This window comes from Desulfosporomusa polytropa, assembly GCF_055380075.1.
Window position 1 is genome coordinate 3,547,600 of the sequence record NZ_AP042400.1, and the last position, 24,461, is coordinate 3,572,060.

21 protein-coding genes are annotated in these 24,461 nt (G+C 42.3%); 5 read left to right on the top strand and 16 right to left on the bottom strand.

Annotation, left to right across the window (positions count from 1 at the left end):
- Positions 1 to 116 precede the first annotated feature (116 nt).
- Positions 117 to 2,513, top strand: a complete 2,397-nt coding sequence (locus ACZ449_RS18355) for an EAL domain-containing protein (RefSeq protein WP_464257505.1) — start codon at positions 117 to 119, stop codon at positions 2,511 to 2,513.
- A 100-nt stretch (positions 2,514 to 2,613) separates the two neighbouring features.
- Positions 2,614 to 3,972 (top strand): adenylosuccinate lyase, encoded by a 1,359-nt coding sequence (gene purB, locus ACZ449_RS18360; protein ID WP_464257506.1) that lies wholly within the window; start codon positions 2,614 to 2,616, stop codon positions 3,970 to 3,972.
- A gap of 109 nt (positions 3,973 to 4,081) precedes the next feature.
- Here the strand turns inward: purB and ACZ449_RS18365 are convergent, their stop codons facing one another.
- Both ACZ449_RS18365 and ACZ449_RS18370 read right to left on the bottom strand, forming a co-directional pair.
- Positions 4,082 to 4,963, bottom strand: coding sequence for a DMT family transporter (locus ACZ449_RS18365; protein ID WP_464257507.1), 882 nt, complete (start codon positions 4,961 to 4,963; stop codon positions 4,082 to 4,084).
- Positions 4,964 to 5,082: 119 nt separating this feature from the next.
- Positions 5,083 to 5,661: a lipid-binding SYLF domain-containing protein gene (locus tag ACZ449_RS18370; RefSeq protein ID WP_464257508.1), complete on the bottom strand. Its 579-nt coding sequence runs from the start codon at positions 5,659 to 5,661 to the stop codon at positions 5,083 to 5,085.
- 332 nt (positions 5,662 to 5,993) lie between these two features.
- On the opposite strand from ACZ449_RS18370, the gene ACZ449_RS18375 reads away from it, so the two are divergent.
- On the top strand, positions 5,994 to 7,310 hold the full coding sequence (locus ACZ449_RS18375) for an amino acid permease (RefSeq protein ID WP_464261903.1): 1,317 nt from the start codon (positions 5,994 to 5,996) through the stop codon (positions 7,308 to 7,310).
- Between the two features lie 80 nt (positions 7,311 to 7,390).
- On the opposite strand, the gene ACZ449_RS18380 is transcribed toward ACZ449_RS18375, so the two are convergent.
- The 3 genes from ACZ449_RS18380 to ACZ449_RS18390 all read right to left on the bottom strand — a co-directional run bounded on the left by ACZ449_RS18380 (position 7,391) and on the right by ACZ449_RS18390 (position 10,529).
- Positions 7,391 to 8,650: an MFS transporter gene (locus ACZ449_RS18380; protein ID WP_464257509.1), complete on the bottom strand. Its 1,260-nt coding sequence runs from the start codon at positions 8,648 to 8,650 to the stop codon at positions 7,391 to 7,393.
- 78 nt (positions 8,651 to 8,728) lie between these two features.
- Positions 8,729 to 9,994 (bottom strand): L-cysteine desulfidase family protein, encoded by a 1,266-nt coding sequence (locus tag ACZ449_RS18385; protein ID WP_464257510.1) that lies wholly within the window; start codon positions 9,992 to 9,994, stop codon positions 8,729 to 8,731.
- A 28-nt stretch (positions 9,995 to 10,022) separates the two neighbouring features.
- Complete coding sequence (locus ACZ449_RS18390) at positions 10,023 to 10,529, bottom strand: L-2-amino-thiazoline-4-carboxylic acid hydrolase (RefSeq protein ID WP_464257511.1); 507 nt, start codon at positions 10,527 to 10,529, stop codon at positions 10,023 to 10,025.
- A 352-nt stretch (positions 10,530 to 10,881) separates the two neighbouring features.
- Here ACZ449_RS18390 and ACZ449_RS18395 point away from each other — a divergent pair, with 352 nt between their 5' ends.
- The gene (locus ACZ449_RS18395) at positions 10,882 to 11,529 is read left to right on the top strand and encodes a GntR family transcriptional regulator (RefSeq protein WP_464257512.1); all 648 of its coding nucleotides are present in this window, start codon (positions 10,882 to 10,884) and stop codon (positions 11,527 to 11,529) included.
- Positions 11,530 to 11,653: 124 nt separating this feature from the next.
- Here the strand turns inward: ACZ449_RS18395 and ACZ449_RS18400 are convergent, their stop codons facing one another.
- From ACZ449_RS18400 to ACZ449_RS18415, 4 genes are all read right to left on the bottom strand, one after another.
- Positions 11,654 to 12,523 carry an IS3 family transposase gene (locus tag ACZ449_RS18400; RefSeq protein WP_464257513.1) on the bottom strand — a complete coding sequence of 290 codons (870 nt, stop codon included), beginning with the start codon at positions 12,521 to 12,523 and terminating at the stop codon, positions 11,654 to 11,656.
- Positions 12,520 to 13,239 (bottom strand): transposase, encoded by a 720-nt coding sequence (locus ACZ449_RS18405; protein ID WP_464257514.1) that lies wholly within the window; start codon positions 13,237 to 13,239, stop codon positions 12,520 to 12,522. The genes ACZ449_RS18400 and ACZ449_RS18405 overlap by 4 nt, the downstream gene beginning before the upstream one ends.
- 145 nt (positions 13,240 to 13,384) lie before the next feature.
- A complete protein-coding gene (locus ACZ449_RS18410) occupies positions 13,385 to 14,491 on the bottom strand; it encodes a Coenzyme F420 hydrogenase/dehydrogenase, beta subunit C-terminal domain (RefSeq protein ID WP_464257515.1) in 1,107 nt (368 codons plus the stop codon).
- A 4-nt stretch (positions 14,492 to 14,495) separates the two neighbouring features.
- Complete coding sequence (locus ACZ449_RS18415) at positions 14,496 to 15,824, bottom strand: MATE family efflux transporter (protein WP_464257516.1); 1,329 nt, start codon at positions 15,822 to 15,824, stop codon at positions 14,496 to 14,498.
- A gap of 177 nt (positions 15,825 to 16,001) precedes the next feature.
- Here ACZ449_RS18415 and ACZ449_RS18420 point away from each other — a divergent pair, with 177 nt between their 5' ends.
- The gene (locus tag ACZ449_RS18420) at positions 16,002 to 16,856 is read left to right on the top strand and encodes a MurR/RpiR family transcriptional regulator (RefSeq protein WP_464257517.1); all 855 of its coding nucleotides are present in this window, start codon (positions 16,002 to 16,004) and stop codon (positions 16,854 to 16,856) included.
- A gap of 232 nt (positions 16,857 to 17,088) precedes the next feature.
- Here ACZ449_RS18420 and ACZ449_RS18425 read toward each other — a convergent pair whose 3' ends face one another.
- The 7 genes from ACZ449_RS18425 to ACZ449_RS18455 form a co-directional block, all read right to left on the bottom strand.
- Positions 17,089 to 18,003: a GGDEF domain-containing protein gene (locus ACZ449_RS18425; RefSeq protein ID WP_464257518.1), complete on the bottom strand. Its 915-nt coding sequence runs from the start codon at positions 18,001 to 18,003 to the stop codon at positions 17,089 to 17,091.
- A 98-nt stretch (positions 18,004 to 18,101) separates the two neighbouring features.
- The gene (locus ACZ449_RS18430) at positions 18,102 to 18,635 is read right to left on the bottom strand and encodes a hypothetical protein (protein WP_464257519.1); all 534 of its coding nucleotides are present in this window, start codon (positions 18,633 to 18,635) and stop codon (positions 18,102 to 18,104) included.
- Positions 18,636 to 18,697: 62 nt separating this feature from the next.
- Positions 18,698 to 19,138, bottom strand: coding sequence for a MarR family winged helix-turn-helix transcriptional regulator (locus tag ACZ449_RS18435; RefSeq protein ID WP_464257520.1), 441 nt, complete (start codon positions 19,136 to 19,138; stop codon positions 18,698 to 18,700).
- 22 nt (positions 19,139 to 19,160) lie between these two features.
- Positions 19,161 to 20,174, bottom strand: a complete 1,014-nt coding sequence (locus tag ACZ449_RS18440) for an Acg family FMN-binding oxidoreductase (protein ID WP_464257521.1) — start codon at positions 20,172 to 20,174, stop codon at positions 19,161 to 19,163.
- 423 nt (positions 20,175 to 20,597) lie between these two features.
- A complete protein-coding gene (locus ACZ449_RS18445; RefSeq protein WP_464257522.1) occupies positions 20,598 to 21,446 on the bottom strand; it encodes a dimethyl sulfoxide reductase anchor subunit family protein in 849 nt (282 codons plus the stop codon).
- Entirely contained in the window at positions 21,447 to 22,016 is a 570-nt protein-coding gene (locus ACZ449_RS18450; protein ID WP_464257523.1) for a 4Fe-4S dicluster domain-containing protein, read from the bottom strand.
- Positions 22,017 to 22,034: 18 nt separating this feature from the next.
- Positions 22,035 to 24,374 carry a DMSO/selenate family reductase complex A subunit gene (locus ACZ449_RS18455; RefSeq protein WP_464257524.1) on the bottom strand — a complete coding sequence of 780 codons (2,340 nt, stop codon included), beginning with the start codon at positions 24,372 to 24,374 and terminating at the stop codon, positions 22,035 to 22,037.
- Positions 24,375 to 24,461 lie beyond the last annotated feature (87 nt).

Here is a 24,461-nt window from a genome sequence, read left to right on the forward strand (position 1 = left end):
TCGACAAAATGTGAAAAAGAAGAGTATCAAACAAATTTAGCTCATCACTGGCAAATTTGTTTAAAAACTCCTCTTGTATATAATATGCTTTGGTTTATTTTGGAAGGAATTCACTAGTGCATCTAGAAATATATACAATTACCAACTTTGGTGTAAAAAACTGTCGCTATGTGATAAATTCTACCAAGAAACTTTCACGAAAAGAGGCGATTATGTTGGCTCTAAAACCGTATCGCGCTAAAATGGTGCTATTTGTTTCAATAGTTGTACTTTTATCATTCTCTTTATTTGGTATTATTTCTTATTGGGCGGCCATCACCCTCCAAAACAAAGAGTTAGCTATGGCTTCCATAAAAAAAATTTTTATCACGATTACTTTTGTTGCACTCATTATTGTGCTATGGCTTATTATTATCATTCTACGTCGAACTAACGATTTGCAAACCCTAAATAATGAGCTAGTAGGTACCAATAATGAACTGGAATATGCTCGATATACAGTTATCAACTCCAATCAGCAATTACAAGAAATTAACTCCAATTTAGAAGAAGAAATCAATGAACGTTTAAAAATGGAAGAGCAATTGTCGGATGCTAACCAAGAAATCATTGCGATGAATGAGGAAGTTATTGCAACGAACGAATCACTGAATAACACAAATCAAAAATTGTTGATGGAAATTCAAAACCGTCAGGAAGTGGAAGAAGCATTACTGTTTCGGGAAAAGCAATACCGCGCCATTACAAGCCTAATCATCCATAATCCGGATGATCAAGCTAACCTTCTTTACACGATTTTAAATGATGCGCTACTCATGCTTCAGGCACCATCAGGGTTTATCGCTATGATAAACGACAACAGCAATCTGGTAACCGTTTCTTATGTTCAAGGAGGCGTCTATGAAGAAAATGAACAGTTCGCCCTTGATCAAGGAATGTTTGGAATTGTATATTCAACTAGGAAATTGCTGTATGTGGAGGACTACCGAACTTTTCTCCGACGAATCAATAAAAAAAGCTTGGACCGTCTTACCAGTGTCGTTATGTTGCCTTTAAAGTACCGGGATCGTGTGATTGGCCTGTTTGCTGTAGCTTGGATGGATACTCCTTACTTAGTAAAACAAGATAATTTAGAAGCATTACAAAATTTTGCAGACCTTGCCTCAGTGTCTCTGGAAAATGCCAGAACGCGGGCTACGATTGAGAAAATTGCCTATCAGGATGCTCTGACTGCCTTGCCTAACCGAGCTAGCTTTACGATGCGTTTGACTAAAGAAATGGACAAGGCTGGACTCAAAGAAAATGGTGGCTTTCTCATGTTTATTGACATAGATGACTTAAAAACAGTAAATGACACCTATGGCCATGCCTGCGGTGATATCGTTATTTGTACGGCTGGAAACCATATTCTGGCATCAGGGGGTGAAGGTGCTTTTGTTGCACGCCTTGGCGGCGATGAGTTTGTTGTACTGAAGGCGGGCGAAATTGATCGGAATCGAATAGGAACAATCGCCGATAAAATATTAAAAGTACTTTCTAGAGATTACAGCGTTGGAGAAAGCTTGATTCATTTATCAAGTAGTATTGGTATTGCTGTTTATCCTGATGATGGAACAACTGCTGGTGATATCCTGAAAAATGCTGATAACGCTATGTATGCAGCTAAGAAAGCCGGGGAAAATTGTTGGCGCTTTTACGAAACAAAAATGCAGACAGATGCTTATGAAAGAATGGTTTTGACGAATAGTCTTCGCCGGGCAATTGAAAGACGTGAATTATCCCTTCATTACCAGCCACAAGTAGATATTGAGACAGAAACCATCGTTGGCTTTGAGGCTCTTTTACGATGGAACAGTGTGGAATATGGCAGTGTGTCTCCCAATCAATTTATTCCGTTAGCCGAGAAGAGTGGACTCATCTTGCCTATTGGAGAATGGGTGTTGATAGAGGCATGTCGTTTTGCTCGTAAACTTGCAGACATCGGTGGGGGAGAGTATACAGTGTCAGCAAACGTTTCGCCGCGCCAATTGGCTGATGTCAATTTTGAATCTATCATTCAGAAAGCCATTGCCGAAACAAAAATTCAGCCCAGCCAACTTCAAATTGAAATAACTGAAAGCGGATTATTAGGTTGTGTAGAAGAAAGTATCCAGAAGCTCTTACGGATTAGGACGCTGGGAGTCGGCTTATCACTGGATGATTTCGGTACTGGTTTTTCATCACTGACCTACCTGCAACAGCTTCCCGTTAGTGAATTAAAGATCGATAAATCCTTTATCGACTCGATTTTAGATATCTCAGGAAAAAAGACCTTAGTATATTCAGTTATCGATATGGCACATGCGCTCAATTTAAAAGTAATTGCTGAAGGCGTAGAAATGAGAGAACAATGTGAGTATCTGCGTTATTGTCATTGTGACAGAGTACAAGGTTATCTTTTTAGCCGGCCGCTGCCAGAAAGCGAAATTTTTCAGATGGTAAAAGATAATGCCTTACATAAGAATTTACTTTAGAACGTGGCATTTTAAGGCTGTAATGTAGTATACTAGGCATAGATTTTTAACAACAACTTCATAGATGTTGTTAATTTTAAAAGAATGATGAGGGATAAAAATGAGTATTAAATCGCTTACACCGCTGGAAGGGCGGTATGGAGCCATTACCCAGCCTTTGGGCGACTATTTTTCGGAATGGGCTTTAATAAAATACCGTATTCATGTAGAAGTGGAGTGGCTCATTGCCATGGCAGGCAATCCTGCTTTTGCTGAAATCCGCCAATTCACTCCGGAAGAAATTGTTTTTTTGCGTACCATTGTCAAAAATTTTGATGAAACGGCTGCGCTGCGGATTAAAGAAATTGAACGCACTACCAATCACGATGTAAAGGCGGTCGAATATTTTCTCCGTGAGACCCTAGGCTCCATGTCTCTGACTGATGTACTGGAATTCATCCATTTCTCTTGTACTTCAGAAGATATTAACAATCTTTCCTATGCGCTGATGCTTAAGCACGGCATCGAAGATGTCTGGCTGCCGGCAGCGGAAAATCTGGTACAGACCGTTACGGCTATGGCCGAAGAAGAAAAATCTATACCCATGCTGGCCCATACCCATGGACAAGCAGCCTCGCCCACAACAGTAGGCAAGGAACTAGCCGTGTTTGTCTACCGCTGGAACCGCCAGTTAAAACAACTTCGTTCCCAGGAATATCTGGGAAAATTCAACGGCGCCGTCGGTAACTTCAATGCGCACAGTATTGCCTATCCGGAAGTAGACTGGGAAGCTGTTTCCCGTTCCTTTGTCGAAGGCCTGGGATTGACCTACAACCCGCTGACAACCCAGATTGAATCTCATGACTATGTAGCCGAATCGTTCCATGTGCTTACGCGGTTTAACAATATTCTTCTGGATTTTGACCGCGACATGTGGCTTTATGTTTCCCTTGGCTACTTCAAGCAAAAAATGATTGCTGGTGAAGTGGGCTCTTCTACCATGCCGCACAAAGTAAATCCCATCGACTTCGAAAACTCGGAGGCAAACCTTGGTCTAAGCAACGCAGTGCTTGACCATCTGGCCAACAAACTGCCTATCTCCCGTCTGCAACGTGACCTCAGCGACTCTTCGGCACAGCGCAATATTGGCACAGGCATCGCCCATTCTCATATTGCAATTACTTATACTTTAAAAGGTCTTAGAAAAACAGTAGTTAATAAAGAGGCCCTTGCTGCCCATCTCGACCATGCTTGGGAAGTTTTGTCCGAAGCAGTGCAAACAGTGATGCGCAAACACGGCCATGCCAATTCCTATGATAAACTGAAAGCCATTACCCGCGGTAAAGGCATCAGCGAAGAAGACATCAAAGCCTTTATCGAAAGTGTAACATTGCCGGAAGCAGACAAAAAACGCCTGCTGGCCTTGACACCAGCGCAGTATGTCGGTGTAGCTGCTTCCTTGGTAAAACATATACAGTAAAGCAAAAGAAAACCGACCTCGCTTGGGTCGGTTTTCTTTTTGCTTAGAACTGGCAGACTATATGAAAAGTCATCACTTCCAAAAAACTTACATGTAAATCTAACACAATTTAACAATTTTCATTTGAACTTACGCTGAGATTTTCTTTTTCAGGTATACTCAACAGTAAAATACCGAAAATAAACGTAATTGCCCCGGATATTACATATTCATCGATAGGTTCATTAAAGAAAATCCACGCCCATAACAGCGAAAATACAACACTAAAGTTCGTTGTGATTGCAATGGTAAGCAGCGGCAGCTTTTCCAGCACTTTTGAGTTAATATAAAAACTTATACCGGTAATAAGCCCTAACGCTATAAGAGAAAATAAAGCAATCACACTAAAATCGCCGGTAGTGTGAAAAGTATATGGTACAGGGGCACTAGTTATAACTGTACATAAGAAAAATGTCGAAAAATTCATATTTGCTGAGTCCATCTGACCAATAAGCTTTTTCTGACTAATGATATGAATACCCGCACCAATTGCTGATATTGCAAATAACACTGTTGTTATATTGGAACTTACTAATGCAAAAAATGAGCCTTTGCCACTAACAAGAACTACACCAGCAAGACATAGTAAAATTGAAATTATCTTTAAAAAATTAATTTTTTCACCGAAATAGCAAACTGACACAATAGCCAGAAAAACTGTCTGGATAGGTAAATTAATAATATTTCCATAAGCAAAACCAATCGCTATGGCAATATTTTCGAAAATATAATTAATGCATTTGCCAATTGCGCCAATCCAAATCCACTTATTTTTCCAATTAAAATTAAATTCCTGTTTATTAAACTTAATTAAAAACCCCAAGAAGATGACGCCAAATAAAAAACGACATACTGTAATCGTACTGCTGTCCACCATCATGGACGCATACTTTACTAAAACGCCAACAAAACTCCACATCATAACGGCAGAAATGAGTAAAACATATGCCATGTAAAAAACACATCCTTTTTGAGTATGACCGCCGCAAAAATTAACAAATGAAGAGTTTCAGCACTTGGACCTCAATTGCTGAAACTCTTCTTTGCCGTAACCTTGTTTTCTCTATAATGTTAACGGTCGTTAAGTTCGTTATCTTTGTAATACCGGGTTCCCTGTCCGGTGAGTTCAAGCGCAAGTCCTTTGTCAGTCAATTGATACAGCCATGCGCCTGGCCAAATACAGACAGCTCCCTGAAAACCGCCGCCATTTACACCATCACTTGCCACTACAGTAGCTTGCCCGCCGAAAGTCCAGCCTTGATCAATAAAACGCGCAAAGTCTTTTTCGGTTTCAAAGACAAATATATCGCTATAATCTTTTACGCCCAGACCCAGCCCAATCCCAATTTCACTTTTTTTCATGAAAACTTCCCGGCCACTATTCTTATTAATAGCTACCCCCTTACCATGACCGCTCCCAAATAACAGGATTTTTACCCCATGGTTGCTGAATACAGCATATCCTGCACCATTTTCGATGGCCTCCTTGGCGGCCGGATGTTCCTGATACAACCTTCCCAAGGTTTCATTAGCCATGTCGCGGATTGATTGACGCTTTTGCTCAATACTTGCCGCACTCACGATGGCAGTAACACATGTCATGACTAAAATAAGCATGATACATGCTCTGATAATGATTATTTTGCGCATATTTTTCCTCTCCTGTTCTTTTTTCAGCGGTTTCGTACTATTGACTACCAGTTAATACTTCCGTTTATTCCAAATCAAGCAACTTCACATACCGCTTGTTCAAAAATTGTTTGGTTAATTATAGGTTCGATATAATTAATTCCTTTTCCTGCCAAATAAATATCTTGTTTTTTGTATATTCAAGGGAATTTTTCATAAATACCATTGCCAGGAAAAATCATTGTGCTATAATCATTCCGAAAGCATTTTGTACAATACTGGAGGAATGATAGTTGGAGGAACAGGATACCCCGAGACAATTAAATCGAGGGCTTAAAAGCCGACATTTGCAAATGATTGCCCTTGGGGGGATTATCGGCAGCGGCTATTTTTTAGGCAGTGGGTATGTGGTTGGCAAAGCCGGCCCGGCATCAGTTTTGGCCTACCTGTTGGGCGGTTTGATTGTTTATGCTGTTATGGTATGTTTGGGTGAATTGGCGGTGGCCCGGCCAATTGCCGGTTCGTTTATCAGTTACACCCGTGACTATATATCACCGGCCTGGGCATGTGGTGTAGGCTGGTGTTACTGGCTAACCTGGGTAACCTATGTACCATCCGAAATGATTGCTGCCGGCATTATTATGAACGGCTTTTTTCCGGCAGTGAGCGCAATGTGGTGGGTGGTGCTGTTTGGTTTGGCAATTACTTTTATAAATTTATCCCGGGTCAATCTGTTTGGTGAATTGGAGTTCTGGCTGGCGCTGATTAAGATTGTTGCTCTCCTTATTTTTTGCGTTTTAGCTATCATGATTTTCTTTGGGGCTATCGGTGGCGGAGATTTTATCGGAACAAACGTTCTGTTGTCCAGCGGCGGTTTTGCGCCGGAAGGCTATTGGGCTGTGCTGCTTACCATGGTAATTATTTTGGTTAATTTCCAGGGATCGGAAATAATCGGTCTGGCAGCAGCAGAAAGTAAAGAACCAGCCAAGACCATTCCAGCTACCATCAGACAGATTACTGTGCGGATTATCTCGCTCTATATTGTTCCCATGCTGTTATTGGTCACTATTTTCCCCTGGGATAAAGCTACCTTGGAAAAAAGTGTGTTTGCTGCAGCCTTGAATGCTTATGGTTTGGAATGGGCAGGCGCTATTTTCTCGTTTGTTGTTTTGACAGCAGCGATTTCCTGCTCAAATTCTGGTTTGTATGGCTGCACACGCGCGCTGTATGCACTGGCACAAGAGAAGATGGCACCCGAATTTTTGGGGCGTCTCAACAGTCAAGGCGTACCACAAAATGCCACGGCATTGTCCATTGCGGTTTGTTGGCTTGGGGTAGTGTTATATACTTTTGACCAGGATCAAAGCATTTACACCTATCTTTTGGCTTTATCCGGCTTTACCGGAGCCATTGCCTGGATTTCGATTTGCTATAGTCAGTACAATTTCCGCAAGCAGCTTAGCCCGGATGAAGTACACCAGCTAAAATATAAAGCACCACTTTTTCCGTATATTACTCAGTTTGGCATTTGGGCGCAGATTGCTTGCCTGATCTTTGTTGCCTTTACCGAGGAACTCAGAACTTCATTGTATCTTGGTGTGCCACTGCTGATTTTGCCAATTATTATTTACCGCTGGACCACTCGTAGAGAAGCGGTTACCGAATCATAGATAACTAAGAAGCGTACCGGCACATTGCCTGGTACGCTTCTTTCAACTAAAGTTTCACCTTGATTGTCACAAAAACATAATTAATTTTCAGTCGCCGACGCAAGACGTGCATCCGCTTTCGGCGGTAATTTAACTAAGGATACAACTAATGCGGTAAAAACTAATGCGCCGCCCATAAAGACGAATGCAGCATTATAACCAGACATACCAACCAAATAGCCGATTATAATTGGAGATAAGATACCACCTATACTGCCACCCGCATTCATAACACCGGTCGCCATTCCAACATAACTGCGTTTAACCGATTCCATCGGCATAGCCCACAAGGGACCGAACGCCATGCCTACAAGAAATCCTGTACAAACCAAAAGTGCCATAGCAATATTTTCCGTTGGGGCTGCGACTACACCATAAAGCACCGGCCCGGCTGCTAAATTCACAAGAATTGCCTGCATTTTACGGTGACCAGCAAACACTTTATCGGAAAGCCAGCCGCCAAATGGTTGAGCGATACCTAGTGCTAAGAACGGTAATCCGGAGAAGATACCCATTTTCACCATTTCAAAACCACGTGCTTTTACTAAATAACTCGGCAACCAGGATAATAAACCAAAGAATGCGCACATAAACCCAAAATAAGTAAGAGCCAACAGGCAAATATTTCGGTTTTTCAGCACACTCATAAGCCCCACGCTAGTTTCGTCTGATGCTGCCGGTGCTATTTCTACTTGTCCACTTTTAATATAATTAAGTTCCTCTTGCGTGATATCAGGATCCTCTTCAGGAGAATTTTTCACTAAAAAGTACAATAACGGAAGAATTACAAAGCCCAATCCACCAAAAATATAGAATAGTGCATGCCAGCCCCAAAGACCTATAATAGCCACGGCGATTGACGGCGCAATAGCAGGACCGAAGGAACACGCGGAAGTAAAGATTGCATTAGCAGTTGCCCGTTCCTGATTGGGAAACCAGTTACTATTCAATTTGAAAGCGCAAGGCGGCTGAAGGCCTTCGCCGATACCAAATAGTACACGTACGATAAAAAACTGGGAAAATGAACGCGCTACCCCTGTAGCCATCGTCATAATCGACCACCATATTAAGGCAACAAGTAGCACCTTTTTAGGCCCAACTTTATCACTCAGATAGCCGCCGGGTATTTGGAAGATAGTATATGTTATAAAAAAGGCACTGAATAGATAACCGACTTGTTCCGGAGATAATGAGAATTCCTTGGATATCAGGGGCATAGCGACTGACAAATTTACCCGATCGAGAAAAGCCACGAAAAATACGATCCAGGATACGGCTAAAACTACCCAACGTTTTTTCATATATCGTTCCTCCCTTTAATCTATGGATTGCATATTTAGTTAAATTAAATATTCTAATCTATATATCATGATCTGAAATTACTTTCCTATCATAATATTAAGGATTTCTATATCGGTGGACTTCATGCCATGGCAGCCCATACGGCCAATATTTTGAATTGTCTGTTCGTAATCTTTTTCCACAAGTCCTTCTCCGAATGGAAAGACCAAATCGTGTTTTGCCATTTCATAGCCCATAATGCCTGCATCTACTGCACTGGAAATCTTTGCCGCACAAGAAGCCTTAGCTCCATCGCATACAATGCCGCCCACATTACCTAAAGAATTGATAAGTGTCTTTCCAATGACATCATAATCAGCACCATTCAGATAAGCGATGCCGCAAGCCGCAGCCGCCCCAGCTGATACGGCTCCGCAGTACGCAGATAGGTTTCCAATATAACGTTTCTGGTGAAGGGACAGCAGGTTAGTCAGAATAAGCGCCCTGTACAGGGTATCCTCATCTACTCCAATTTCTTCAGCATAAACGACAACCGGCATAGTACAAGTGATCCCCTGATTGCCGCTTCCCGCGTTGATAACTACCGGGAGAGCACAGCCATTCATTCTCGCATCAGAACCTGCTGCCGCTGCCGCTCTTGCCCTGCTTCTTACATCGTTACTGCCAAATTTCAGGAAAGTTTGTCCCACCTGGGCTCCCCATTTATTTGTCAATCCTTCTTCTGATATGGCGGAATTATATTTAATCTGTCTACTGATGATTTCTCTTACATCATCCAGATTCACTTCATTGGCAAACTGGAGTATGTCCCAAATATTGAGTTTTGACTTATCCCCAGACTCTTGAACTGCACTATCAGCCTCTTCATATATCAACTGACCATTTTTTTCTATTCTGGCAATGTGATTGTGCTTGGTTCTTACTTCCACAGCTGCCGTTTCCTGTCCGGCTGTCAACTCTGCGCGGATGAAAAGATTTTCTTCTCCTTCTTCCAGCTCACAGCTACAGATTCCCTGGCAATATAACGTTCTGGTCGTATCGATATCTTCCTGTTTTACTTGGCTGATGACCTCAAGCTCCAATTCTGACTTCCCTGCGACAACGCCCAAAATGGCTGCTACTTCCACGCCCTTCTGACCGCCAGAGTTAGGTACTACAACACCCTTCACATTTTTAATAATATTGCCGCTGCAGCGGACAACCATCCGTTCGGGTGTCTGCCCAAGGACTTCTCTTGCCTTTGCAGCTGTAAAGGCAATGGCAATCGGTTCTGTGCAACCCATAGCCGGAATCAATTCTCGTTTTAGTATCGTAACATAATTATCGTATTTCATCTTCTCCATTAAGAGTTCTCCTTTTTTCAATGCTGCATTACTTAGCTTTTTTAAAAAAGGATATCTGACAGGTACTGTGACCGTTAGCGATGGTATCTCCCAAATGAAATTCAAATCCCATGGCCTTGGCAATGCCTCTGTCACCATCCATAGCCATGTCGCATAATTTCTCGCAAGTCGCATCATCAAATCCTAAATCCTGCCATCCTTTCAGCAGTGGGCAGTGATGGAATTCCATATCCACTCTATCTTCGGTTTTGGTCTTGAATTCAATTTCAAAAGTCTTTACGACATTCGGAGTTAGAAAAGTTTCTGCAAAACATGTAACATTTTGGGGCTCCTTACATTGGGCTTTGATTGCAGAACCCTGGACCATACCAGTTTCCGAAATTGCTTCACGAATGAACTTTTCTGCTTGTTCTGCCATTCCTGCTTCTCTGGCCTTGCTATACGTTAAACCGGTCCAGATTGCACGATGTCCAATTGCACCTCTCTGAATGTCAGCTACTGGGTCACCTTTGATACTAATTTTGTTATCAATCATGTTTTTCCCCTCTTTCTAATATGATCACAACATTACCCGCAATAACCCCTATCATCAGCGTTATTTACCGGATTTAACCATGTGATTCTATACTTATTTCCACGTCCTGATCATATCACGAGTAATGAGTATAGTCAATATATTTTTAATTATTTATATAATTAACACTTTTCCACACATATTATTGTATAAATATTGTAATTTCAGCCTTAATTAACTATATTTAACGTTTTGTGATATGATCAGAAACGGTAGTTTTATTTAGCATTTATGCAGTTAATGTCCATCTCATATTGACTTACCCTTTTTTTCAATATATAATAATTTGACAATGCAATTAAGGAGATATTTTATGGGCAAAAAAATTTCTGATACTTTAAAGGATCAAGTTTATGATGCTTTATTTTCTGATATTATCAATGGAGTATATCCCGCCGATACAATCCTCACCGAAAAATTTTTAATGGAAAAATACGGGGTGAGTCGTGCGCCAATACGCGAGGCACTTACCCAATTGACTGGAACTCATACCCTGTCCAGCATTCCCAGGCAGGGATATAAAATTTTTCAGCCAAATGGACAACAGTTGTTGGAAGTGATTAAATTCCGTTCCGCTTTGGAATGTTCTTTTTTGGAAAATTATTGCAACTATATCGATGAATCCTGGATCAAAGAACTGAGAAACACTTGTGTGGACTACATCAATTGTCCGTCCAATGATTTCATGTCTCACTGGCACTACAACTGCCAGTTTCATCTGAAATTGTTCTCCATTTATGGCAACCATTACGCTTATAAACTCTTGGAAGATGCGTTGAACATCCAGACTATCTTTTTCGTACAGAAAAAGCACTCTGCCACCATGGATTTGCACCTGGCATTAGTTGACTATCTGGAAAAAGATGAGATTACAACAGCTATGACCATTTTGAAGGCAGATATTGAAAACCTTCTACTTCCGAGCACTGCTCCTACCCCAGTTGACCAAAGCAGAGAGTGATACATATCACGTCCTACTTATAAAATCCCGCTTTCAGGCCTATTTGGTGTGCTCCCCGTCAATAGGACAATCAAAAATATAAAGATTTTCTTTACAGCTCATCCGTTTGGATGGGCTGTTTTTCTTATGCAGCCCTGTAATGTTTGTGGTATTCATAAGGTGTCATAACGTCTAGGTTTCGTTGTAACCGGTCTAAGTTGTAGTAGTGAATATAACTACGGATTGCATGCATTAATTCCGTTCTACTGGTGAATTTCCGAGTATAGTACATCTCGCGCTTCAGTATTCCCCAGAAGCCCTCCATGGGACCATTGTCAATGCAGTGGGCCACACGGGACATGCTTTGTGTCATTTCCTGTTTGACGAGTCTTTTGTGAAACCCGAGGCTCGTATACTGGAATCCGCGATCGCTGTGAAACAGCGGATGTGCTGCAGGTTCTGCTTTTGCTGCTGCATCGAACGTATCAAACGCCAGCCGGTTATCGTTGTGGTCGCTTAATACAAATGACACAATCCTGCGATCGTAGAGATCCAATATGGCGCTCAGATAAAGCTTGTGCACAACCGGACCTTCAAAGTATTTAAATTCACTTACATCCGTCAGCCATTTTTCATTAGGGCAATCTGCATGGAACTTGCGGTTCAGGATATTATCTGCTATATAATCCGGATTTGATGCACGGCGAGTGCAACAGTTATGAGGGTTCTTTATCGTAGACTGGATATGGAGTTTCCGAGCAATCCGCAGGATGCGTTTGTCATTTACCTGTTCATTGTATTTGCGATTTAGATCGTCCCGAATCCGGCGGTACCCTTTATCCGGATGCTGCTCATGGATTTCCATAACTTCTTTGGCTAGCCGTTCGTTTTCTTGTTCACGCAGGCTTTTGCCGTCATTGCGCCAATGGTAATAGGCAGACCGGCTGACATGCAGGATTTTACACAATATTTCAACCGGGTAATGCTGTTGACTATCTTCAGCTAAGGCTTTCACGGCTTCATATTCTCGTTCTTGGCGCGTGAAGCCAAGACATCCCTTCTTTCCAGTTCCTTCAGTTTTTTTAGCACGTCAACCTCCATCTGCAGCCTCCAGTTCTTGTGTTTCAACTGGGCAACTTCAGCCTGTAGTTCTTCTTGCGGGGTACGGCCTGGCAATGTTCCGGCCCGATGCCCACGCCGATCTTCCAGACCTGCATTTCCCATTTCTAGGTATTTTTTTGTCCACTGGTATACCTGTTGGTACGATATCTGGTATTTCAGGGCTGCTTCGCCATAATTCGTATCATGTGCAAGACAGTATTCGGCGATTTCCACACGCTCATTCTGCGTCATCTTTCTAGCTTTCAACATGATTCGACTTCCTCCTGACCGGAGTTTGAACTCCTCATGTCCATTATACTGCTTTAGCCAATGACGCAATTGGAAATCAGAGTGAATCTGGTATTTCTTGCAAATACCCAATAGGGAATCATTACCTTGCAGATAATCGGTCACAGCTGCAAGCTTTAGTTCCGGTGGATACACTCGATTGTTCTTCTGCGGTTTTAAGCCAGCTTCACCTTCTGACTGGTACTGGCAAATCCAGCCACTCACTGTTTTGTGGTCAACTTCCAGGATATTTGCTATATCGGCTATGCTTATGTTTTTTGCCAAATACTTCTTGCAAGCATCTATCTTCAAAGCGATCGATACTTTTTCTTTATGTGGCATAAAATTACCCCCAGATAAGACAGTTTGTTTTTTCATTGTCCTATCTAGGGGTAGCATATCAATTGGCCTAAAAGCGGGATTTATCTATATTCTAGAGTATAATTACTGTCTTGCTTCCATCTCGCGGCGCTTGATTGTCAACACTTTATCCTTTTTTCCCAATAACGTATTCAAAGCCAAACCGTTTATAATCTTCCCAAAAAAGATTCCTGTTTTCGGGAAATTTAGTCGGTTCACGAAGGCGTTTTTGTTCGTTAAGAGGTTCTTCCTGCGGACGTTCTTCCGCAACCAAATCTTGCTGGCATTGATCAAAAAGTACTGCACCTTTGGGCGAATTCACCAAGATCATCGAAACCCCCAGCGGGTCAAACCATTCTGGGCTGTATTTCTCAATTCCCCAATAATCCGCAATGGTCAAATCAGAAGCACGGTAAATATCGGTGAAGCGGCATTGCGAACAAGAAGGGCGTGTGATGGCGCCTACTTTAAAATATAGCTGGTAAAAACGATCATCCTCTTGTATTTCAGAACTTTTATCTGTAGTAAAGAGAAACCCTTTGTTGCTGTTTGCACGGCTCCACCCATCCTTCTTCGAACGAAATTGTACACTGACAAGCTTTCCACCGTTTTCCCGTTCAAGTAACCGCTTATATTCTTCCCAGATTAGTGGGCTTGGAATACTGTGGCAAATTAGATCACAACTATACAGCCTATCCACAAGCGGTGAATTGTCCATAAATCCACGCAGCCCTGCAGCCTGACAAGGAGTTCCGGTGAAAAGAACCATGCGACCCTCTTTCAAATCAGCCTTAATCGCAGCATAAGTATCTCGCATGTCGCTCTGCACATATTTTGAAATCCGCATCCTATCCCGCTGTTCGGACGTTTCCGCCCGCTGATGAAGAACATGCAACCCTTCGTCATAATCTGCTCCATAAATAACGCCGTTCTGCCGAAGAATAGCATCAGAAATAGCGGTAAACGCACCGCCGGATGTGGATTTCCACAAAACCTCTTGGGATTTATGGCGCGCCACGTAAAAGCGAGGCATATCGCTTTCTTTGTAGTTGCCCTCATATGTCACTGGACAGATTTCGGCACACCTGCCGCAATCAACGCAACGTGATTGATCAATTTCCGGATATAAAAATCCTTCCGCGTCCGACTTCATGATAATGGCATGTTTGGTGCAAACACTGTAACAAGCACTGCACCCGCAGCAATCCTCTATTTTTAGATAAACTGATTTCATGATTTTACATGCTCCCTTCACTTAATAGATACTGGCGATACTGGTGTGCCTCATATGCAATCATACAAATCCAACCCACGGTAACGCCAACGGCAACCGCAGCTAGTCCCAAGTGCTCGACAAGCATATAGGCAAAGATAACCCGTACAGGAATCTGAATGATGGTTGCAAACAGCGTAATGTCCATCCTGCCAAGACCCCGAAAAAAGCCCTGAAACGAATTACAAAAAGCAGGCAGGATATAAAAAGCAGCCATAATCTTTAGGTATTTTATGCCGACTTCAATGGCACTGACTTCTCCTGAATCGAGAAAAAACGTCATCAGTGTTTGCGCAGAGAAAAAAACAGAAACGGCCAGCATTCCACAATAACTTAATCCTATTACAACCGAACTTTTCATACCCTGTCGAATCCGATCAAGCTTTCCAGCTCCCCGATTTTGGGAGATAAAGGTTGTTAACGCAAGTGCCAGACTATCAGTTGGGGCAAGTATAAAGCCATCAATTCTCGTAACCGCATTGTAAGCGGCAATTGCATCCACGCCAAGCGGGTTCACAGCTCCCTGCAGAATAAAGATGCCGACATAGAGAAATGTTTGCTGGATTGCCGACACCGAACTGTAACTCGCGGTTTGGGCCAGCAACGGAAAATTTATTTTTAAATCCCTGACATGAAATCTAAGAATAGGTACCTTCCAATAAATATACCCCATACAAAGTAACGCGGAAACGGCCTGGGATATTACTGTGGCATAAGCAGCACCACATACACCCAGCCCAAAATCCTTTACCAACACAATACCAAGACCGATGTTGATAAAGGCTGAGAAAATCAGGAAAAATAGCGGTGTTGCAGAGTCTCCGATGGAACGAAGTGACGAAGATAGTATATTATAAAGAAAAGAAAAAACGAGCCCAGTAATAATGATTTCTAAATACGCTTCTGCCTGCGGCATGATTTCAGCCGGCGTTTTGATCAGGATGAGCAGCGGTTTTATCAGAAAAATCATAGCAACTGAAAGTACAATGGTAAATATCAATCCACTTAGGATTGATGTAACTTCTTCCTGTCGCACTTTTTCATGTTCAGCGGCACCAAAAAATTCAGACATCAAAATTGACGAACCCATTGTAATTCCAACCATCAGGAACATCAGTATATTCATAATCGGAGCTGCTGTGCCCACCGCAGCAAGAGCCGTCTTTCCTGCATAATTTCCTACAATTACTGCAGCAGCGGCGCTGTAAAGTTGTTGTAATGCATTACCAAATAGGAGTGGTATGGAAAATGACACCATACACCTGGTTACATTGCCTTCAGTTAGATTATGCATAAGATACCTTCTTGAAATCATTGATTATAAATAATCATAATATGTTATTGTGAGATTATTTATAATCAAATACTATCCTATCAATCAGTTCTTGTCAACATACTCTACCTGCATTATTGACATAAGATTTAAATACCACGTACAATAAAGCTAAACCATAGAGAAAAGGGTGATTGTATGGCGGAAACAATAGAACAGCGCGCCTGTAAGACAGAGCTTTCCAGTAACGATAAAACGGTTTTGGACTTTATGCTCAAAAACAGAAAACAAGCTTGCTTTCTCACATCCAATGAAATCGCGGAAAGACTCGGTGTAAGCGCTTCTTCCGTAATACGTCTTTCCAAAAAACTTGGTTATGAAAATTTCACTATATTTAAAAAGACCTTCCAGCAGGAGCAGGCTGCACATGACCTTGATTATACCCCGGTGGAAATACCCTATGAAAAGATCAAGCAATATGAAAAGCTTTCAGATTCTGACCTAATAGTAGCATTACGGCAAAATATTCTAGGGAATATCAAAAAGGATATCTTGAACGATTCAAATTCTACATTTATCGAAGCCGCAGAACTGATCTCTAAAGCAAAACGAGTTTTCATTGTAGGGTTTCGTGCTTGCTCGGGCTTTGCCGCTTCGTTTGGCGTCATGCTCTCCTGCATCCGGCCAGAAGTCTTAGTCATTGGCAACCATCAGCCGCTAGTGGACTGTCTGATTGATTTGGCTGCTGAGGATGTATTGATCGCGATCTCCTTTAACCGGTATTCCAGCGACACTATATTTGCAGCCGAAATGGCCAAAGATGCCGGGTGTAAAGTTATTGCCATGACAGATAGCTACGCAGCACCGATAGCCCAAGGCGCGGAAAAAGTCATCATCAACAGTATTGAGAATATGAGCTTTTTCAATTCGTATGTAAGTTTCCTAATGAATATGGAAACCATTGTCGCACTTGTCAGTAAGCGGAATAAGGACCTAAACGAAAGCCGTCTTATGAAAATGGAAGATTATCTGGAAAGAACCGGCCAATACTAACGAGTCCTTTATAAAGCCCTTTGGTGGACACTGGCTTAAATAAATATCCCCATAGGGAATGCCTGTTACGGCTCCCTATGGGGGTATTGTTACTTTTCTATACTATTTTCATTGAAAATGATCTGTACTGACAAGTCGCCCTTACCTGTCCTTTTAATAATGCCCTTCTTACCCCCACCTGTTCGTCCTCCAACAAAAAAGACTTTTTCTCTACCCCAAGACAATCTGTCTTTCACCCAGCAACAACTGAATTTCGACCACTCTTCTTTGCCGCATAGAGGTTTTTGTCGGCGAGTTCCACTAGTTGACGCATATCTATATCTTGATTGTAATATGTATACACACCAAAACTTGCAGTAATTTTCAATATTTGTCCGGCAGTAAGTATTTCCATACCTTCTACTGCTTTTCGCATTCTATCCGCTACCAGCAGGGCATCATCCTGCTGGCAATTCACTAGGCACACAAGGAACTCCTCTCCGCCATAGCGGGCCATCCAATCCCCACTGTCTAGGCGAATATGTTTCCCTATCTTTTTTGAAAATGCCTTCAATGCATCATCGCCTACTACATGACCATACTGTTCATTAACTTGCCTAAAGTTATCGATGTCTGCCATTATTACCGATAATGGAACGTTTTCCACTTGTGCTTTAATCATCTCCGTCGGTAATTTTTGGTCTATGAATCTACGGTTATAAATTTGAGTTAAACCGTCTTTTACTATTAATTCATTCAGTCTTGCTATGGAATATTGAATGTCGAGCGGCTTTTGCTCTCCAAGGCTCTCTGTCAATTTTTCCACTATATCCAGATGCCTAACATCTTTAAGCAGTTCCAGTGCAATAACTCGCTCTCCATGACGAATAGGCATTGCCGTCACCATAAAAACCTTACCATTTGCATACTCGAATTTTACAAAAGCTTCGTTTTCAAGTACAGCCTGCATGGAAATGCAGTTCAAACAAATATGACCAGTTGGCCAAAGGTTATAACATTGAGCCTGCCCATTGTCCAAATCAGCTATTATACAGCCTGCATCATCATAGTTTATGACTTGCTTGCGCACTGGGTCGACCAATCTTACATTGGTGTAGTATTTTTTCAGCACTTTTATATCTTCAAGCATTGCAGGTAACTCAGGCATTTTGTTTCACCCCACTAAATATGGGCAATCTTTGTAGTCAGTATATCACATTCTAGTATAACGCTACAAATAATGCAAAAGAGCCATTATCTATACTTCTATATGCTTTCATTAAGGCTGTTATCCACACGAATCACGACTTCTTCCTTTATTTTTAAATCCACTTCTTTTCCAGCTGTTATTACCGCTTCTTTTCCTTTAACTAATACACCAAGTAGCGAATACTTTATTAAAAATTGTGGTTTATCACCACGCAATTGCAACATACCGATTACAGGAATGGACTGACCATCTTTTGTTTTTACTTCGGAAAAAGCAACTTCAAGCTCCCCATCTTTATCCCAAGGGCCAGCCTTTTTTATCTTCGTGATGATAGCCTCAACATCAGTATTAACAGGCACTATTACGACGTCATCAATCATTATGTCCTCTATTACCTTAAAATGCACCTTCTCATTTTGTTTGATTTTTTGTGAACTTATTGTATCCACTGCTCGAACTTTAATGATCCTATCTTTTGTCATGGTTAAATTATGTGGCACAGCTGTCCCTATTTCATTGGTAGACGCAAATGCAACGCTCACCGACATCAACACAACGAGTAGACTAACTAATATAGCTTTTAAACGCATACAAAAAACCTCCTGCTCAGTTGTTGAAATTAGTTTCACCTAACTAACTATTTATCAAAATTTTATCCTTCCATTTCAGTTACGATTTTTCTTAAAAGCTCTGTAAACTGTTTTTTCTCATTGTCTTCAAGGCACTTAGTCATCTTTAGTGCAAAATGATAATACCCCGTGCTCTCGATCGCTAAAAGCTCCTTCCCCTTTTCTGTTAGATATACGTGGAATACTCGCAAGTCTTCTTCTGACTGTTTTTTATAAACTATATTACGTTTAATCAACCGGTTAACAATATCCGTAATCGTGGATTTCTGGACATTAAACCTTTCTACCAACTGTCTAAATGTAGGGCCATCCATTTCCTTAATCGCATGGAGATAATGCAGCTGTGTTATTGTTAGATTAAATAAATCTCCGCTGTCTGTTTCCTCTTTATATTTCCGCATAGAATGCCGCATCGTTTCCGATAGAATATCTATATATTTTACAATAAGAGCTTCGGTTTCCATCAAATCCCCCTTCCCTCGACTATTATTTGCATCTGTCCTCAGTGACAATTATTTTAGACATAGGCATACGTAAACTAACTGGTTGCGGATACTCTTTAATATATCCTATCCGTGCTACGAACTGTATACTTCCAGTATGGCCAAGTTCCTTAGCCAGTTCCATCCGCCAGGGAGCTTCTTCTAATACCTGGGTCATAGGATGAAAAGCAATCAACTTTTCGCGAGCACGCAGCCAAGCTGACTGGAATACTCTTCCCGCGTTTATCAAGTCCGTTACAATGGTATTTTCGCTTTGCACAACCAGCCATCCAGCACAGTTTTGCACCTGTTCCTGAACTAACTTTATTGTCTCATTTCTAAACGTCTTATTTAGTACATCTCCTTTACGTAAGAAGTTTTCTGCATACCAACGAACAATTCCTGTCATCTCCATGCTTTCAGGAGTAAGACCGTTACGATGTTTTCTGGCCTCACGCGCAGTCCATCTGATCCATTCGGCTAACTCCTTCTGCGTATCTTCCCTATCTACTTGAGTTTTATTTGCCAGCAAGGTAGCTTCGCTCAGATATGAGCCTTCTTTAGAAGCCAGCGGATAATAAAAGATTGTGTTTTCATTATTTCCTACCAGATATTTTATATCTTCCTCCTTCATTGGACTTGTAAGCAAGTGCTTTCTTACCGTCCTCCGTTCTTTTATCGCGCTGTCAGAAACACTTGTCTCTTTCCCTTTCATTAATTTAACCTCTGCTATTTCAGAGCTAAAATTATCTTTCCCAGTAACATTAACTTCTGCTTCATATCCTTGTATTCCCGCTGCTACCGACAGATTCTCAATAAAAGCGCCTAGTGACAATATCATTTCTCGATTATCAGGATCAACCGCCGGTAGCCATCGTGTCTTATCTGAGCCTATTCCCCATAGTTTGTCTTTCTTTATTGTTATCCTCCAAGGCTGCGTATTGTGACCACTAGGAGCAAGAGATGCCAAATATAATAGTTCAATTTCCTCTTCACTTAAACCCTGTACATATTGCAAAGTATAACCTTTTCTCAATGTACCTTCATCTTCCATCTTCAGCCATGTGTAAAAAATTGAGCCAGCCCCCAGTGCAATTCCCCCGGCCCAACAGTACTTTATAAATTCCCTCCTGTCCAGAAAATAACTCTCCCCTCGCTAATCGCTTTATTAGTTAGCACTAACTAACTATATTAAAACACACTTGGACCTTTTTGTAAATAATTATATGGCTTTTGACATGCTAGAAAGCCGTCTTGCAGAACAGGGGGCCAACCACCAGGCGGGGGCTAGTTTTACCGAGCATGTTGTCATAGACGACAACCTTGTTACCGGCCAAAATCCGATGTCCAGTAAGGATTTTTACTGGTATTAATAAAATCCACCGCTTCCGATAAAAATGGAAGTCGATGGATTTCGTTTTGTTTCCTCAATTCTTCTAGATTAAAAAGGAGAAAAACTACCTGGCCCCACGACATACAATAGCGATCGCCCGACAATGGAACCAACCAATATAAAAATAAAGCTGAGAAGGCAAACTCGAGAATTGACAGTAGCTGCTTTGCCATCTGACCAGTATGTAAATGCCAGTCCGATAGGTAACACACAAGCAAAAAGTACATAGACCAAAAGCCATGGCAAATATTCGCTGACTATTGCTTTAAAAACAGCCTGAAGCTTGGCTGCTAGATATTGATCTCCGGTATCCTGGCCTAGCATTGAAAGCATCCACAATACGGAAATGAGCAAAGCAAACCCGCATATTCCCATAATTAGCAGCGAACTCTTGATCACAGGCCGGTTATCAGTTGAGGAGTTAAGGAAAAATACCGTAAAAGAACTAAACAATAATGTGGTGGCAAAAAAGGACAGCGGCACCCAGCCGGAATTCCATACTATTTGTACTGGAATCAGATATACCATAGCACTGGCCGTGACAGCACAGAGACCAAGCAAACTAGTGATAATACCCAATGCAGTGCGATAACTCTCCTTGTGTTTCCACCAGGTAAAGCTATATAAACAGGCAGCACCAGCAAAGGCCCCACTGAGGAGATTTTCCCGGCTCAGCCAGGACGTAGCAATATTCGTCAGGGCATATGCACCATTAGTCGGTTTGCCTAAGTGAAACATAGCTATTAGCATGCCGCAGGCTACTATCGGAAAAATTGCCATAGCGGCGATTCTAACTTGGGGGTTGTAAGCTGTGTTACGCTGCAGCCTAAGTGTAGCCAGACTTAAGCCGCAGGCTAGCTGCAACATAGTGGTAAATATAATTAATGACCATTCCATTTATGCATTCCCTCCTTTTATGGCTTCCGGTTTTACCTTAAAACGAGAAGATGGATTGGTAGTCTCAGGTGAAGGAATATGGCGAATGGAAATAGTGGCGCCAGGACGATTGGCAAACTCAGAAAGTTTACCGACTTCGATAGCCCGCATAGGACAAGCTGACACGCAGGCAGGTTGCTCACCGTCTTTTATGTTTTCCAGGCACATATTACATTTTTTTACCTTGCCGCTAGCGGCACTAAACTGCGGCGCGCCATAAGGGCACGCCCAAGTACAATATTTACAGCCGATGCAACGCTCTGGATCATGAACTACAAGACCGTCTTCCACTCTTTTCGTATAAGCCTTGGCCGGACAAACCTTGGCGCAGGCCGGGTCTTCACAATGATTGCAGGACATAGAAACATTATATACATAAACGTTGGGAAACTCGCCGCCTTCGACGGTACGGACTTTTCTTAACCTTTGACCGGGATCTGCTTGGTTAATATCCTTGCAGGCGATTTCACAGGTTCTACAATTAATGCATTTAGTGGTATCGACGTAAAAAGCTAGTTGATTACTATTCATTGCAAAATCTCCTTTTCCTTATTGCTTGGCTACTTGAACCAATATAGTATGCTGGGCATTGCCATGGGCTAACGGAGTAGGCCGCTGGCTAGTCAGAATGTTGATGCAGCCGCGCTGACAAACGCCTTCTGTATTCGGTGTATACCAAGCACCTTGCGGAATAGCAACAACCCCAGGGCGAATACGTTGCGTAAGTCGAACAGGAATAACGAGGGCACCGCGGTCATTATAAACCTTAGCCTTGGTTCCATCACTGATGCCCCGAACAGCGGCATCATCGGGATGCATCCACATAGTCTGCCCTTCAGCTTCTTCCAGCCACGGTGTTTCGTCAAAGATAGAGTGAGTCCGCCGTTTTATATGGGGACCGATACACTGCAGCGGATATTTTTCTATCAGCGGATCTGACGGCCCCTCCCAGGCAGCAATATATTTAGGCACACCAGGAATTTCCGGATGGTTCATAGCGAACAGGCTTTTTGAAAAAATCTCAATTCTCCCTGATGGGGTTTTAAAGGGGTATCCTCCCAGATCACTGATCTCCTTAGTGTAGGCTACATGAAGGTTAGCTTCTTTTTTAAAACAACCAGCCTGCTTCAACTCTTCCCAGGCTGGAAAACCCGGCTCGTTCTTCTGGGCATCAGCCACAATGGTTTTTAGCCAATCTACGTCGCTTTTACCTTCAGTAAAGCGATCTCCCACACCTAACTTTTCAGCAACCTGGCTAATCCACCAATAATCACGCTTGCACTCGCCTGGTGCATCTACAGCTTTACTCCCCAGAAGTACATACCGATCACCAGACCATGGATAGCCAAGATCCTCCCGTTCAAAGGCGTGATCAGAAGGCAAAATAACATCAGCAAATTTGAGGCTGGGGGTTATAAAATGGTCAGAAGCCACAATAAACTGCACCAAATTCTCATCCTGTAAGATCTTTTTTGTTTTATTAATATCTGAATGCTGGTTTATCAAAGTATTGCTGGCCATATTCCAGATAAATTTGATATTGCTTTTGAGGGGGCCATTTTTTACCCCATCGGCCGCCGTCATTTCCGTGCCCCGTACAATAGCATCAGTCCACAAGAACACCGGAATAGATGTTTTGACAGCGTTTGTGCCGACAGGTAAGGTAGTTTTTATTTTTAAATTGTTCTTTCTGCCTCCCTCACTCGCACCGCTACCGCCACCCAGTTTCCCGATATTGCCGGTGATGGCTCCCAAAACCGCGCCCATCCGTACCGATAACTCGCCCTGAGCATGACGCTGTGGCCCAAGCCCCTGCATCAATTGGGCAGGCTTGGCTGTGGCATAATCAATAGCTAGTTGGCGAATGGTTTGAGCATCAATGCCGGTAATTGTTTCGGCCCATTCAGGAGTTTTGGGCTGTCCATCCCCTTCACCTAAAACATAGCTTTTAAAAGAATTACCGGCTGGAACCCCTTCCGGCATATGGGCTTCATCAAAACCCAGGCAATACTTATCCAGGAAAGCTTGATCTTGAAGGTTCTCCTGAATGATGACATAGGCCATAGCCACAAAAAGAGCTGTGTCAGTGGTTGGCTTTATAGCAATCCATTGATCGGCAAAAGTAGCAGCTGTCTCCGAATAGCGGGGATCAATGACAATGATTTTTGCGCCGGCTGTTTTGGCTTTGGCCAGCCAATAGTTGGAATTGGTTTCAAAGATAGTCTCAGCCGGATTAAAACCGTTTAATATAATCAACTTGGAATGTACTAAGGTATCATAACCATTGTTATCAAGCTGACTGCCCAATATATAGGGAGCAGCATAGTTAGCACAGGCAGAACTGTAGCTATTATAATAACTCAAATAGCCTCCCAACAAATTCATCAACCGGAACGCACTAAACCGACCGGATACAGCACCCCGGTCACCAGTACCATATTGGATATACACGGCATGGTTGCCATACTTGTCAAGTACATCTTTAAGATTTTGCGCTATAAGGCTGGTGGCCTCATCCCAGGAAATACGCTGAAACTTACCTTCTCCTCGCTTACCCACACGTTTCATCGGGTATTTGAGCCGATCAGGATGGTACAGCCGATTGGCAGTAGATCGCCCTCTAAGGCAGGCCCGCAGCTGCGGCATATTTTCCATATCTGGTGAATCATCTGTAATGAGCCTTATGATTTTTCCGTTTCGTACACAAGCTTTCAGTTGACAGCGACCGCCGCAGTTGTGATTGCAAACAACTGGCACAATACGGGTCTCATCGTCCGCCTGAGCCAAAACCGTTGACTTAAGGGAAAAGTACCCTATTGGTCCTATAAGCGTAGCACTGGCTACTATGCCTGATAGCTTTAAAAAATTTCTTCTGCTCATTTTGTACATCGTTTAAACCTCCAAAAAATGCTAAATTAGATAATAAGGCTTTGCTACAAGATATCCTTGTCTATCTTTGGTAAAATTTGTATACCA